Genomic DNA, 14,253 nt, shown 5'->3' with positions numbered 1-14,253 from the left:
AAGTGGGGCTTTTTGTGTATAGAAGGAAATCGAGCAGAAAAGTGCGAAAGGTGATACTAAACCATAATGAAAGGAGGGCTTTCCATGCAGTATGCCGCTACTCCTTGTCTCGTTTTTGCGGGACAAGCCAAGCAGGCGATCGTGTACTACGAAAACGTATTTGGGATGACACGTCGTCGTATCATAATGGATGAAGCAGGGGATACCGTCTACCACGCACATTTATCCAATGGTGCGTTTGAATTGATGCTCTGGGACGAGAGTGCCGCACCGAATACCTCTTCTTCGCTCCATCTATTGTTGACTTTTACGTCGCTTGAAGAGCTCGAACAAGTGTATCTGCGATTAACGACAGACGGTCAAATCGTTACACCCCTTGCGGTAGCAGACTTTGGAGGTTGGTATGCGCAAGTCCGCGATCCGTTCGGGATTCTGTTCGCTCTATCGTTCAGCGAAGAGGGACGAGAATCAGAGGCGTTGCTCGAGCGCGAGTAGTGTCCGCTTCATATTCAGACCGCCATGATACCCGAGCAGATCGCCTTTTTTGCCAATGATCCGGTGACACGGGATCGCAAGCAGTAATCGATTTTTCCCGATTGCCGTGCCAATCGCGCGCGTCGCGTTCGGCCGGAAGAGACGTTCCGCGATATCGGAGTAGGTGGCGGTTTGACCGTACGGTACCGCGCGTAAAGCATTCCAGACTTCAAGTTGAAACGGGGTACCGACTGGTGCGATTGGAAAGGACAGTGTCGTCGACTGCTGATTTAGATAAGCCAGTAGCTGCTCCGTATACGGAGCAAGCGCGGTATCAGAAGCAATCCGATCGGCTCGGGGGAAGTGTTTCCGTGACCAGTCGTCGAATAACTCCTCCGGTTCATCCCAAGCGCCGACATAACAGAGACCATCTGCTGTAGCGGCGACCGGAAACGTATGCGTATTCCAGTGCAAACGAGTGAAGTACAGTTCCATGACATGTTTTCCTTTCTACACGAAATGAAGTGATGAATCAGAAAGAGGTGCTTCTGACGCAGAGGCACCTCTTTTCGATTACGCGCGCGAACCGACTTGTTGACGTGGTGGAAGATGGATCGATTGACCAAATAAGGCTTCCATCGATTCCGTCAAGGCTTCGCTTCGACTCGGATGGGCCATGACAGGGAAGAGGAGATCCTCCCGTTTTGCTGTCAGTTCCAGCGCTTGGGTGAATTGTCCGACGAGACGATGGGCATCGTCCCCGATCATGTGAATACCAAGGATCAGTGATGTTTGCTCGTCAGCGATGACCTTGACGAATCCACTCCCACCTTCGATCGTCGTCGCTCCGTTTGCATTCAGCGGGAACTGTCCGCTTTGAACAGCATGTCCGGCTTCGACCGCTTCTTGTTCCGTCATCCCGACCGAAGCAATCGGTGGGAAGGTCCGCAGAACCGTCGGATAATACGGTGTCGTTGGATCGACGTCTTGACCAGACAAGTGAGCTGCCGTTCGCTTCGCTTCATGAATCGCACGGATGGCGAGCTGTGGACCCGGTGTGACATCACCGATTGCGTAAATATGCGGTTGATTCGTTCGTCCAGTTGCGTCAACTGGAATCGTCCCGTCTTCTGCAAGCGTCACACCAATCCGTTCGAGACCGAGTGTCAAACTGTTCGGGATCCGGGAAAGGGACTGGAACAGATAGGCACCCTGATAGGCGACTTCTTCTCCGTTTTTCATGACGGTGACGGTCGCGTCCGATGAAGCCTCGATACGTGTCACGACATCCGACACGAGACGGATTTTTTGTTTTTTGAATGTCCGCTTCAGTTCCTTTTCAAGGCTTGGTTCGAGTGACAATTGATCCGCGAACAACGTCACCTCTGTCCCGAGTGCATGGAAACAGGCGGCCGCTTCGAGTGCTAGCGTGTCAGATCCAATGATCAATAAGCTCTCTGGTAGTTGCTCGAGTTGATAAAGCTGTTCGGCATTCAAGCGGCACGATTCCTCGTGCTGGATGCTGTGACTGCCGGTCGCAATGATGACGTCCTGGAACCGGTACGTATCGAACTGATGTCCCGACTCGACGCCGATCCGGTCTTCTGACAGGAAGGAGGCTGCACCAGAGATATGCTCAATCTGATTCGCCTGACAGAGAGCGACCACTCCTTGACGTAATTGCTGCACGACACGATTCCGGTAAGCATTCAGTTTGCTGAAGTTATGGACAGCAGAAGTGTTGAATCCAAGGTCTTCAAGATGCGGCAAGCGTAACATCTCTTCTGCCGCATGCGCATAGACCTTGGACGGGATACAGCCTCGGTTCAGACAAAGTCCACCGAGTTCAGCTTGTTCAATCAATGTAACGTTTCGACCGCCTTGTGCGGCGCGAATCGCTGCCGTGTAACCTGCGGGACCTCCACCGATGATCAGGAGATCCCGTTCTTGTGTAAGTTCGCCAACAACCATGTTAGATCAACTCCAAAAGTAGGGTGGTCGGATGTTCAATCAGTGACACGAATCGGTTCGTAAAGGCAACAGCCGTTGCCCCGTCTGCGACACGATGATCGAACGACATCGACAAATTCATCATCGAGCGAACGACGATTTGATCATTCTCATCGACACAGGCTCGTTTTTTCGTCTTATGGAAGGCAATCAGTGCTGTCTCCGGATAGTTGATGATCGGTGTTGCTCCCGTACTACCGAGTGGACCGACATTACTCATCGTAAAAGTGCTTGGTTTTAAGTCCGCTGCGCGCAAGGCACCGTTTTGAGCACGTTGTTGCAGCGCGACCAATTGTTCATGCAGTTCCGTCAGTGAAAGCTGATCGGCATGACGGATGACCGGAACCATCAACCCGTCCGGTGTTTCCGTTGCCATGCCAAAATGGAAATCCTGCTCTAATCGAATACAGGCATTTGCTTCATCGAGTTTGGCATGAAAGACAGGATACTCTTTTAAGGCAACAATCAACGCTTTGATGAAGAAGGCGTTGACGTTGATGTTTCGTCCAGCTGCTTTCCATTCGGCACGTAGTGCGAGCAAACGCGTCATGTCGACTTCCTCGAAATGAGTGACATGAGGAATCGTGTAAAGTGACTGGGTCATCTTTTTCGCGATTTGCTTGCGAATGCCGCGAAACGGAATCGTTTCCGGTGATGTCTCTTGGTACGTGACCTCTTCAATGATCGGCGTAGCTGATTCTTGTGGAGCAGTAGCAGCCTGGACGAAGCGAAGCACATCGTCCTCTGAGACGCGACCCGATGGATCGGAAGCCGTGACAGCTTCGATATCAATCCCGTGATCACGAGCGATTTTTCGTGTATATGGTGTCGCGAGGACCCGTTTTGCTGGAGAAACTTGAACAGGTGGGGCAGTGACAGCAACCGATGCTGGTTCAGGAGCGGGCGACGCTTCAGGTGTTACCGCGACCGGCATGTCGGAAGCGTTACTTGCTTCGATGTGCAATAACGTCGTACCGACTTGCACCGTCTGACCGACCGGAATGATGATTTCCTTGACGATCCCGGAAACGGGAGCCGGTAGTTCAGCGACCATCTTATCGGTCGCGACTTCGACGACCGGTTGATCCGTCGTGACATGGTCTCCGACTTGAACGAGGTAATGGGCGATTTCACCTTCTGTCATTCCTTCACCGACATCATGTAATTTAACTTCGATCATGGCATTCAGCTCCTTAAAACTCGACCGTACGCTGAATCGTCGCAAGGACACGTTCTGGCGTCGGAATGTAATGGTCTTCGAGGGCGAACAGCGGAACCGGAACATCAAAACCGGTCACGCGGGCAATCGGTGCCCGTAAATAAAGAAACGCCGTATCGTTAATTAATGTCACGAGATCATTACCGAGACCACCCATTGCTGCGGCTTCATGAACGATGACGGCACGACCCGTCTTTTGAACGGAAGCAGCAATCGCTTCCCGGTCAAGCGGATAAAGCGTCCGTAAGTCGAGGACTTCGCAAGAAATCCCGCGTTCCTGTGCAGCCGTTGCTGCCTTTTGGGCTACTTGAACCATTGCTCCCCAGGCGATCAACGTCACGTCCGTCCCTTCGCTGACGCAGCGCGCTTTTCCGATTTCAACGGTATACGATTCGCTCGGTACGACTTCCTTAAATGAGCGGTAACTGCGCATCGACTCAAGGAATAACACGGGATCTGGATCTTCAATCGCAGCAATCAATAATCCTTTTGCATCGTATGGCGTCGCCGGACAGACGACCTTGAGACCAGGCATCGATGTAAAGAGTGCTTCCGTGCTGTCGGAATGGATTTCCGGTGCCCGGATGCCGGCACCATAAGGCGCACGAATGACCATCGGCACACTGTACCGTCCCATCGTCCGCATCCGGATCCGGGAGACGTGCGTCATGATTTGTTCATAGGCAGGGTAGATGAATCCGAGAAATTGAATCTCGACGATCGGTTTAAAGCCATTGATGGCAAGACCGATCGACGTACCGACGATGCCGGCTTCACTGAGCGGTGTATCGACGATCCGGTCTTCCCCGAACTCTTCCTGTAAGCCGTCCGTCGCTCGGAAGACACCACCGTTTTTTCCGACATCTTCTCCAAGGACGAGTGTCGTCTCATCCTCCGACAATTTTGTCCGCAGGGCATCCGTGACAGCTTGAACGAGTGTCATCTCTGTTTGACGATTGATTGGTGTTGCCATCTCATTTCCCCCTTGCTAGCAGATACGCTTCTTTTTGTTGCTGGACATCAACCGGTAAGGTCGCGTACGTATGGTCGAACAAGTCATTGACGTCTGGTGCCTTGAATTGCTCCATCGCAGTTACTGCCGCTTCGACTTCTGCCTGGTGCCGTTCCTGTAGCTGTTGCATCCAGGTTTCGTCAAAGTAGCCTTGGTGTTTTAAGAACTGTTCAAGTCGATCGAGCGGATCGACCCGGTCACGCGAGCGGGCTTGATCTCGGTATTTCGTTGGATCGTCTGCTGTCGTATGCGCACCAAATCGCCATGTGACGGCTTCAATCAATGTTGGTCCACCGCCAGAACGGGCACGCGCAACGGCTGCTTGCATCGTGAAATAGACGGCAAATGCATCGTTCCCATCGATTCGGACGCTTGGCATCCCGTAGGCAATCGCTTTTTGTGCGATCGTTTCAGAATGCATCTGTTTTTCGATCGGAACAGAGATCGCGAATTGATTGTTTTGGTTGAACAGAATGACTGGTGCTTGGAAGACACTCGCGAAGTTCATTCCTTCGTGGAAGTCGCCTTCAGACGTCGCTCCGTCACCAAAGTAGGCGACCGCAACGTTCGTCGTACCTTTTCGTTTTTCCGCCCACGCGGCACCGACGGCATGCGGGATTTGTGTCGCAATCGGTACGGCAGGAGGGAAGATGTGTTTCTCAGACGGCACGCAACCTTCAACACGACCGTTCCAGTAGAGGAGGGTCCGCACCATGTCAGCACCGAACGTTAACGTCGCACCGTGATCCCGGTATGTCGGGAATAACCAGTCCTGCTCGGACAACGCCAGTGCACTACCGACTTGCGCCGCCTCTTGTCCTTCGAATGGTGCATAAGTGCCGAGGCGCCCTTGACGTTGTAAGTTGATCGCCTTCCGGTCGAACGTCCGGATCCGGTGCATCTGTTCATACAGGGTGAGGGCAAGCTCTTTCGTCAGATCGTGTTCTTTTGAGGCATCGATGATACGACCTTCTTCATCGATGATGCGTTGAATCGGAAAATGTTGCTCCATGTCAGTCCCTCCTTCAGTGGTTACGGATATCCCATTTAGGTTTTGTCGTATTCGTGAAGATGTTGTTATGTTTTGCCCGGATCTGCATCCGTTTTTCACACATCCGGTTCGCGGCTTCGACCGTCGTGATGTTTTCTGCTTGCGACTCCTTGAAGACTTCGAGCACGGCGTCATAGATGTGACGCGTCTTCAGGAGAACCCGTTCATGATTTGCTCCGTACAGTTCGTCAGCGACTTGGATCAATCCACCACCGTTGACGATATAGTCTGGTGCATACAAGATACCGCGGTCCATCAAAACGTGAGCGAGCTGTTCATCTGCAAGCTGATTGTTCGCCGAACCGCAGATGGCTTTGCACGGTAAGAGGGCGATATTTTGAGCGTGAATGACACCGCCGTATGCACATGGAACGAAAATATCAGCGTCTGTTAGATGGATTTCGTGAGGCGAGACGACGCGAACCGTGCCAGGTGCCATTTCGGCTTGGGTCACGATTGTTGAGAGCGCTGCTTCATTGACGTCTGAAACATAAATCGTCGCACCGGCGAGTAACAGTTGTTCGGCGACTTTGAAGCCGACCTTTCCAAGTCCTTGAATCGCATAAGTCGCGCGACTTAAGTCGTCCGAACCGAATAACGTCTCGATCGTCGCCCGAAGTCCATAGACGACACCTTCAGCCGTTGGGATCGATGAATCGCCACTCCCACCAAAGGCTTCCGGAATACCGACGATGCGTGATGTCTCCCGGCTGGCGTGAACGAAATCATCCATCGTCGTGCCCATGTCGGTTCCCGTGTAGAAACGACCACCGAGCGAATCGACGAAGCGACCGAAGGCGCGGAAAAGCTCTGGTGATTTATCCGTTGCCGGATTGCCGATGATGACGGCTTTACCGCCACCAAAATCAACATCAGCGGCAGCGCATTTATACGTCATGCCACGCGACAGGCGGAGGACATCGTCAAGTGCTTCATCGACAGAAGCGTAAGGCGCCATGCGGCAACCACCGAGAGCGGGACCGAGCGTCGTATCGTGGATGGCGATGATCGCTTGTAACCCCGATACAGGGTCGTTGCAAAAGACGACTTGTTCGTGACCCGCGATTTTTTCCATGATCGAGAGCGTTGGATTCGTAGATGGGTTTAACATGTTCATAGTAGAGTCCTCCTCTATTAAATATAAGTAAGCGCTTTCATTTTGTTGGAGCATTCACTTGCAATTTTTCTTGAATCCGGCTTTTTTCTAAAATGAATTGTGTCACTTCTCCTGTTCCAATGACCGCTTGTCCGTCTCGGACTTCGATGTCAGCGTCAACGCGACGTGCTGTGACGCGTGTTACTGTAGCGGTCACGATCAATCGTGCGCCTTCAGCTGCCATGCCAAGATGCTTCAACGAAACCGCACCCCCGACACCTTCTTCGTCTGCCTCTAAGTAAGGCAGGATGAGTTGACGTGCTGCCCATTCCATATGGTAGACCATTGAAACGGTGGAGTATGCGGGATGAACCAATTGACCTTCAAACCGTGCAAACATATCTTGCGAGACGACCGCTTGAATCTCTGCTGTATCCCCGACAGCTAAACCTGGCTTCATCGTGATCCCCCTTCACTACAACGAATCCTCATTCAATCAAGTGGTCTTACCAAAAATAGTATAACACTTGTCACACGATATTTTATCAACCCGTTACAAAATGAGCAAATCATTTCAGAAATATTTTCCAAAAAAGACTCTCGATCATGAAAAAATAGCTTTATAAGTTGATCAATTTACTGGAAAGGTGCGTTGAAGTGATAAAGTGAGAATCGTTTGGGAGCATTTAACAAAACAAGATTGACAACATTGTGAACGTATCGTACGTTAAACATATAACTAAAAATAAACGACCGTTTAATTATTGTATACATGATGAGGAGGTGCAGGTATGTACGATCAACATCACGAAACGATGAATGCGCAAACACGGGAGCAACTGCAGATGGAGCTCTTACGTCAAACGATGGAACACGTCACGCGCGTCCCGTTCTATCAAGAACGTCTACAGACATTGCAGATGACGGCACATGATTTTCAAACGATCGAAGATCTACGAAAATTTCCATTCACACGCAAGCAAGACTTACGCGATCATTATCCGTTCGGGCTATTTGCCGTCGAACGAGAACAGGTCACTCGAATTCACGCCTCGTCTGGTACGAGTGGTAAACCGACCGTCGTCGGGTATACACAAGAAGATTTAGACGACTGGGCAGGTGCCGTAGCACGGAGCTTAGTCTTAGCCGGTGGTTCACCAGCTGACTTGTTGCACAATGCATACGGCTACGGACTGTTCACAGGTGGACTCGGTCTTCATGCAGGAGCAGAAAAACTAGGCATGACAATCCTGCCGATTTCCGGTGGCAACACGGATCGCCAAATCACGTTAATCGAGGATTTCCGACCGGATGGTATCTGTGGCACACCTTCGTATATCTTAAGACTGGCAGAACGCATGATCGAACGGGGTATCGATCCACGCAAGACAAGCATGCGTTACGGCATCTTCGGAGCTGAACCATGGTCGGAAGAGATGCGTCAGACACTCGAACAAACCTTTGATCTACAGGCATTTGATATTTATGGACTCAGTGAAATCATGGGACCAGGTGTCGCGATGGAATGTCAGGAGCAGGCAGGTCTGCATATCATGGATGACTTATTCATTACGGAAGTCGTCGATCCCGTTACGGGGGAACCGGTACCAGATGGCATGGTCGGGGAACTCGTTTTTACAAGTTTAAAAAAGAAAGCGCTTCCAATAATTCGTTACCGGACAGGTGACTTAGCATCGATCACGCATGAGGCATGTGCTTGTGGTCGGACGACGACACGGATGTCACGTGTCAAAGGGCGGACAGACGACATGCTGATCATTCGAGGGGTCAACGTCTTCCCATCAGAAATCGAGCGGGTCTTGCTCCAGCAACCGGACGTGACGCCGCATTATCAAATTCATCTCGTGCGCAAAGCGGGACTCGATGCCGTTGAGCTACATATCGAATTCGAAAATATCTCGGAGCGACAAATGCGTTCGATATGTGACGCCATCAAGTCGGAATGCCTCATTTCCATTGATCTCGTCTGTCACCCGCACCAAGGGTTACCACGATCAGAAGGAAAAGCCGTTCGGATCGTTGATCGACGCTCGACATCACTTGTCTGATTCAAAGGAGGAACTAGCATGTATGATGCAACACAACTGTTCGAACCCGTCCAACTGACGGAAGAAGAAAAATTAGCACGCTTCAAGGAACGAATCGAGCAAGGTGAAAAGATTGAAGCTGATGACTGGATGCCTGCTTTTTACCGGGATACGCTGATCAAATTGATTTCGATGCACGGTATCAGTGAAATCATGGGTGCGCTTCCGGAAAAAGAATGGGTTCCAAAAGCACCATCGCTTCGCCGGAAGCTCGGCATCATGGCAAAGGTCCAGGATGAGATGGGACACGGTCAACTGTTGCTTCGTGTCGTCGAGGATTTGATGAAGCCGTATGGCAAGACACGCGGGGATTTGATGGACGATTTATTCACCGGACGATTGAAATTCCATAACGTCTTCCACATGCCGACACGGTCATGGGCTGATGCCGGGATGATCGGTTGGCTTGTCGATGGCGCGGCAATCATCACCCAGACAAATATGCTCGGTGCTTCGTACGGACCGTACGCACGTGCCTTGCAACGCATCTGTGCAGAGGAAGTCTTCCACGCGCAGCACGGAGAGTCGATCATCATGGCACTCGCAGAAGGAACACCGGAACAGCGGGCGATGATTCAGGAATCACTGGATGAGTGGTGGGAATCCTTGTTGATGTTCTTTGGACCAGCCTCGAAAGAGACGACTGGGACATCAAAACAGGACGTGACGATCGCCTATAAGATTCGGACGAAAACGAATGAAGAGCTCCGGCAAAACTTCTTTACGAAGTACGTGCCACGGATTCGTTCACTCGGACTCGTCATCCCGGATCCGACGTTACGTTTTGATGAAGAGACAGGGCAATGGGAATATGCACAGCCAGACTGGACAAAATTCAAGACGATCATCCAAGGGGGAGGACCACGTTCGAAAGAGCGACTGGATCTGCGCCGGACATCTTACGAAAATAACGCCTGGGTACGGGATGCACTCGCTGAAACGAAGGCATGAGAGGGGAAAGCACGATGAACGAGACGTTCTATCACGAATTCGAAGTCTTTAGTAAACGGACGCCGAACGCGGCGTTCACCCATCAATTCAGCTTGCTCGCTCCGAACAAGGAGATGGCACTGTTGATGGCGCAAGAAAACTTCATGCGCCGGGAACCGGTCGTTGACATCTGGGTCGTCAAACGCGAAGATATCCGTGGTTTATCACCTGATGAGAAACAGATGCTCCAACGCCTCGACAATAAAGATTACCGGACGACCAAAGGATACGGCTACTTGAAGAAAAAATGGCGTCATTACGAGCAACAGATGCTCGATGAAAAAGAGATCATGTCTTGGCAAGGAGGTGATTCCAAATGACGGAACAAGAACGGACGGCACTCGCTTCCTTACTCTATCAACTCGCGGATGATGATTTCCTTTACGCGTATCGTGGTTCGGAATGGCTCGGACTCGCACCGCATATCGAAGAGGACGTCGCTTCGTCGTCGATTGCGCAAGATTCGATGGGACACGCGGCGATGTATTACCAACTTCTCGAAGAACTTGGCGAAGGAAATGCTGATGCATTAGCTCATGTCCGACTGGCGCATGAACGAAAGAATTCGATTCTCGTCGAACGTGTCAACGGACCTGGCTACTACATGGAGAGGCCTGAATATGACTGGGCATTCGCCGTCGTACGGAACTATTGCTACACGGTCGCGAAAAAGATCCGGATTGATGCTTTGAAATCGAGCAGTTATGAGCCACTCGCTACGGCTGCCGTCAAGATCAACATGGAGTTGTACTATCATTTGCTGCACTGGCAAACATGGTTCACCCAGCTTTATCAATCGACGGAGACGGCGCGGCAGAAGATGGATGCAGCCCTAGAAAAAGTCTTTTACGACTTCGGTGACATGTTCGATTATGGCGAACACGGTCAATTGATCGAAGAGATGCGGTTGATCGAAGGGCAAGGCATTTTACTCGATCGTTGGTATCAGACGATCACACCGTTGCTCGTCGAATTGAACGTGACGCTTCCAGAAATGCAGATGACGCGTAACGGACGGGACGGCGATCATACAGAAGATTTGAACGACGCGCTTGCTACACTCGGAGAAGTCTACTTGATTGATCAGACGGCGACGTGGTGAAAGGAGAGGGAAGCATGACGACGACACTCCAGGATGCAATCCGGGAAGCCCTGAACGGGGTGAAGGATCCGGAAATTGATAGCGTCAGTATTTTAGATCTTGGCATGGTCGAGACGATGGACGCGGAAGCGACGGAGCATGGTTACCTGGTGCGCGTCACGCTTCTCCCGACGTTCCTCGGTTGCCCGGCGCTTGAAATCATTAAAAAAAATACCGAATCTGCCTTGCAGGTGATTCCAAATGTCGAACAGGTCGACGTCCAGTTCCGGTTTGATCCACCGTGGACATCGGACCGAATCACGGAACAAGGCATGCAAGGATTGAAGGAATTCGGCATTGCTCCTCCTCGGTTTGAGCAAGGGAAGTGGGAGATTGACTGTCCGTATTGTGGATCGACGTATGTGACGATGGAAAACTTATTCGGACCGACAGCATGTCGAAGTATTCTCTACTGTAAATCGTGTAAAAATCCATTCGAGGCGATGAAACCCGTCTCTACTCTCATGTGAAGGAAGGTAATCAAAATGGCAAAATTAATCGCACTGTACAAACATCCAGAAAACAAGGAAGCATTCGATCAGCACTACTTTGAGGTCCATGGTCCATTGACAGCAAAAATTCCAGGACTGCAAGAGATGAATGTCACGAAAATCGTCGGTTCACCGATGGGCGGAGACGGAAAGTACTACTTGATGTGCGAGATGGTCTATGAAAGTCAGGAAGCGATGCAAGCAGGCATGCGTTCGCTCGAAGGAAAAGCGTCCGGGAAAGACTTGATGAGCTTTGCGGGGGATCTCGTCACATTGATGATTGGTGAAGATGTCCATGCCGACACAACAGTACGTTAAGACGGAAATGCTTGATCGGATCGGTCGGATCCGACTCGACCGAACGGCAAGATACAATGCGCTGAACCGAACGATGGTCCGGGAAATCGTCGAGGCGATGGAGACGTTCGACCGAGACGAACGGGTGACGGTCATCGTCTTGACCGGAAACGGAAAATCGTTCTCAGCGGGCGCCGATATCGAGGAGATGCTCGAGGCGACACCAATCTCGATGGAACTCCTCGATCCGTTCGCGGACTGGGACCGGATCAGCCGAATCAAAAAGCCGATCATCGCAGGTGTCCACGGTTTCGTCCTTGGCGGCGGCTTTGAACTGGCACTCGCTTGTGATTTAATCTACGCCGATCCCGAGACACAGTTTGGATTCCCGGAAGTCGGACTCGGCGTCATGCCAGGAGCAGGCGGAACGCAACGTTTAACGAAATGCATCGGTCGGACACGGGCGCTCGAGTGGCTCTTCACCGGAGACCGGATGAAGGCAGAGGAAGCGGAACGACTCGGTATCATCAACCGGGTGACGGCTGATGTCGAAGCGACGGTGCTGGCGATGGCAGAGCGGTTATCGAATCAACCGAGCATGGCGTTGCGGTTGATTAAGGACGCGGCAAACAAAGCCGTCGATTTATCGTTACAGGATGGGATGGAGCACGAACGCCGTAACTTCTATCTCTTGTTCGCGACAGCCGATCAAACAGAAGGCATGCAAGCATTTCTCGAAAAACGATCACCGATTTTCAATCAACAGGAACAGGAGTGAATACAATGTCGACAGTACATGAAAAAACACTTGAAATGAAACGGTCCGTCTATCACTTGCTCATCAACGGCGAACAAGTCGAGGGTGCAACAGGCGAGACGTTCAAAACATACAATCCGGCAACGGGCGAAGTGATCGCGGAAGTTGCAAAAGCATCGAAGGAAGACGCCGATCGCGCCGTTCAAGCCGCACGCGATGCGTTTGATCACGGGAAGTGGAAGATGTGGCCGGTCGGCCGTCGGGCACAAATCTTGAATAAGATTGCGAGCATCATGCGTTCCCGCTTCAACGAAATCGTCGAACTGGAGATTCTTGATACAGGGAAATCACTGGCAGCGGCGCAAGGACAAGTCACGCAAGCGATCGAAGACTTCGAGTTCTATGCGGGTGCAATCGTCGGTCACCGTGGTGTCGTCAATAACGTACCGGGACAATTCCATAACTATACGGAAAAAGAAGCGGTCGGTGTCTGTGCGCAAATCATCCCATGGAACTATCCGTTGATGATGGCAGCTTGGAAGGTCGCACCAGCAATCGCCGTCGGTTGCTCGGTCGTCGTCAAACCAGCGACATTGACACCATTGACAGCGATCATTCTCGGTGAGATTTGTCTAGAGGCTGGCGTACCAGCAGGTGTCGTCAACGTCATCCCGGGATCCGGACGCGAGATCGGCAACCATCTCGTTGAGCATCCTCACGTCGATAAAGTCGCCTTCACGGGCTCGACACCAGTCGGTAAAGACATCATGGGACGCGCGTCCGAGACGCTAAAACGAGTCACACTCGAACTCGGTGGGAAATCACCGAACATCGTCTTCGAAGACGCGGACGTGACAGCAGCCGTTGATGGTTCGTTGTTCGGGATCTTCTATAACAGCGGTCAATCGTGTGAAGCGCGCTCGCGCCTGTATGTCCACGAAGAGATCTACGAAGCATTCATGGAACAGTTCGTCGCGAAGACAAAACAACTCGTCCTCGGTAACCCATTCGATAAAGGAACACACGTTGGAGCGATCATCGACCAACAACAAGTCGATGTCATCGATGGATACGTCCAGTCAGCGAAAGAAGACGGGGCAACAATCGTCACAGGTGGTCACGCGACAGCACCAGAAGGATACGAAAAAGGATTCTGGTACGCACCGACGATCATCACGGACGTCACGCATGAAATGAAAGCGGTCAATGAAGAAATCTTCGGACCGGTCGTCGTCGTCATGCCGTTCAAAGATGAAAAAGAAGCGATTCGTTTAGCAAACGATACATCGTTTGGACTCGGATCAGCCGTTTGGACGAAAGACGGCGCGAAAGCGACACGTGTCGCGAATCAAATCAAAGCCGGCATCGTCATGGTCAACTGTCCGTTCTCTGCCTTCCCGGGTACACCGTTTGGTGGCTATAAACAATCGGGCTTCGGTCGTGAACTCTGTATCGAGACGCTTGATCTGTACACGGAAACAAAAAGTATCTTGTCGTATTACGGCAGTCGTCCACTCAATCCGTTCGGACTATAAGCAAGAGGGAAGGCTGGAGTTCCGTCGGGAAGTCCAGCCTTTTTTAACAGCACAGGGGATAAGGGGGAATTC

At 51.4% G+C, this 14,253-nt stretch carries 16 protein-coding genes; 9 read left to right on the top strand and 7 right to left on the bottom strand.

Annotated elements, in window-relative coordinates; all coding sequences use genetic code 11:
• Window positions 1–84 precede the first annotated feature (84 nt).
• On the top strand, window positions 85–495 hold the full coding sequence (locus ITJ88_RS11575) for a VOC family protein (protein ID WP_195865752.1): 411 nt from the start codon (window positions 85–87) through the stop codon (window positions 493–495).
• Here the strand turns inward: ITJ88_RS11575 and ITJ88_RS11570 are convergent.
• The 7 genes from ITJ88_RS11570 to ITJ88_RS11540 form a co-directional block, all read right to left on the bottom strand.
• Window positions 469–969, bottom strand: a complete 501-nt coding sequence (locus ITJ88_RS11570; RefSeq protein WP_195865751.1) for a methylated-DNA--[protein]-cysteine S-methyltransferase — start codon at window positions 967–969, stop codon at window positions 469–471. The two genes, ITJ88_RS11575 and ITJ88_RS11570, sit on opposite strands and share 27 nt — an antisense overlap.
• A 78-nt stretch (window positions 970–1,047) precedes the next feature.
• Window positions 1,048–2,445, bottom strand: coding sequence for a dihydrolipoyl dehydrogenase family protein (locus ITJ88_RS11565; protein ID WP_195865750.1), 1,398 nt, complete (start codon window positions 2,443–2,445; stop codon window positions 1,048–1,050).
• Between the two features lies 1 nt (window position 2,446).
• A complete protein-coding gene (locus ITJ88_RS11560) occupies window positions 2,447–3,664 on the bottom strand; it encodes a dihydrolipoamide acetyltransferase family protein (RefSeq protein WP_195865749.1) in 1,218 nt (405 codons plus the stop codon).
• A gap of 13 nt (window positions 3,665–3,677) precedes the next feature.
• On the bottom strand, window positions 3,678–4,676 hold the full coding sequence (locus tag ITJ88_RS11555; RefSeq protein ID WP_195865748.1) for an alpha-ketoacid dehydrogenase subunit beta: 999 nt from the start codon (window positions 4,674–4,676) through the stop codon (window positions 3,678–3,680).
• Window position 4,677: 1 nt separating this feature from the next.
• On the bottom strand, window positions 4,678–5,727 hold the full coding sequence (pdhA, locus tag ITJ88_RS11550) for a pyruvate dehydrogenase (acetyl-transferring) E1 component subunit alpha (protein ID WP_195865747.1): 1,050 nt from the start codon (window positions 5,725–5,727) through the stop codon (window positions 4,678–4,680).
• 13 nt (window positions 5,728–5,740) lie between these two features.
• The gene (locus ITJ88_RS11545; protein WP_195865746.1) at window positions 5,741–6,883 is read right to left on the bottom strand and encodes a Glu/Leu/Phe/Val family dehydrogenase; all 1,143 of its coding nucleotides are present in this window, start codon (window positions 6,881–6,883) and stop codon (window positions 5,741–5,743) included.
• A gap of 37 nt (window positions 6,884–6,920) precedes the next feature.
• Complete coding sequence (locus ITJ88_RS11540; RefSeq protein ID WP_195865745.1) at window positions 6,921–7,322, bottom strand: thioesterase family protein; 402 nt, start codon at window positions 7,320–7,322, stop codon at window positions 6,921–6,923.
• A gap of 331 nt (window positions 7,323–7,653) precedes the next feature.
• Here ITJ88_RS11540 and ITJ88_RS11535 point away from each other — a divergent pair, with 331 nt between their 5' ends.
• From ITJ88_RS11535 to ITJ88_RS11500, 8 genes are read left to right on the top strand one after another with little or no spacing between them, the layout of a single operon-like run.
• Entirely contained in the window at window positions 7,654–8,931 is a 1,278-nt protein-coding gene (locus tag ITJ88_RS11535) for a phenylacetate--CoA ligase family protein (RefSeq protein ID WP_195865744.1), read from the top strand.
• Window positions 8,932–8,949: 18 nt separating this feature from the next.
• Window positions 8,950–9,921 (top strand): 1,2-phenylacetyl-CoA epoxidase subunit PaaA, encoded by a 972-nt coding sequence (gene paaA / locus ITJ88_RS11530; protein WP_087681930.1) that lies wholly within the window; start codon window positions 8,950–8,952, stop codon window positions 9,919–9,921.
• 14 nt (window positions 9,922–9,935) lie between these two features.
• The gene (gene paaB / locus ITJ88_RS11525; RefSeq protein ID WP_023466991.1) at window positions 9,936–10,280 is read left to right on the top strand and encodes a 1,2-phenylacetyl-CoA epoxidase subunit PaaB; all 345 of its coding nucleotides are present in this window, start codon (window positions 9,936–9,938) and stop codon (window positions 10,278–10,280) included.
• Entirely contained in the window at window positions 10,277–11,062 is a 786-nt protein-coding gene (gene paaC, locus ITJ88_RS11520) for a 1,2-phenylacetyl-CoA epoxidase subunit PaaC (RefSeq protein ID WP_195865743.1), read from the top strand. Before paaB ends, paaC begins: the two co-directional genes overlap by 4 nt.
• A 14-nt stretch (window positions 11,063–11,076) precedes the next feature.
• A complete protein-coding gene (gene paaD / locus ITJ88_RS11515) occupies window positions 11,077–11,571 on the top strand; it encodes a 1,2-phenylacetyl-CoA epoxidase subunit PaaD (RefSeq protein ID WP_035399031.1) in 495 nt (164 codons plus the stop codon).
• A gap of 15 nt (window positions 11,572–11,586) precedes the next feature.
• Entirely contained in the window at window positions 11,587–11,910 is a 324-nt protein-coding gene (locus ITJ88_RS11510) for an EthD family reductase (protein ID WP_023466996.1), read from the top strand.
• A complete protein-coding gene (locus ITJ88_RS11505) occupies window positions 11,888–12,667 on the top strand; it encodes an enoyl-CoA hydratase/isomerase family protein (RefSeq protein WP_075642676.1) in 780 nt (259 codons plus the stop codon). Before ITJ88_RS11510 ends, ITJ88_RS11505 begins: the two co-directional genes overlap by 23 nt.
• A 5-nt stretch (window positions 12,668–12,672) precedes the next feature.
• Entirely contained in the window at window positions 12,673–14,181 is a 1,509-nt protein-coding gene (locus ITJ88_RS11500) for an aldehyde dehydrogenase family protein (RefSeq protein WP_195865742.1), read from the top strand.
• The last annotated feature ends 72 nt before the right edge of the window (window positions 14,182–14,253 follow it).

It is taken from the genome of Exiguobacterium abrahamii (assembly GCF_015645365.1).
GTDB classification, from domain to species: Bacteria; Bacillota; Bacilli; order Exiguobacteriales; family Exiguobacteriaceae; genus Exiguobacterium_A; species Exiguobacterium_A abrahamii.
This window is presented reverse-complemented; position numbering and strand designations above follow the sequence as displayed.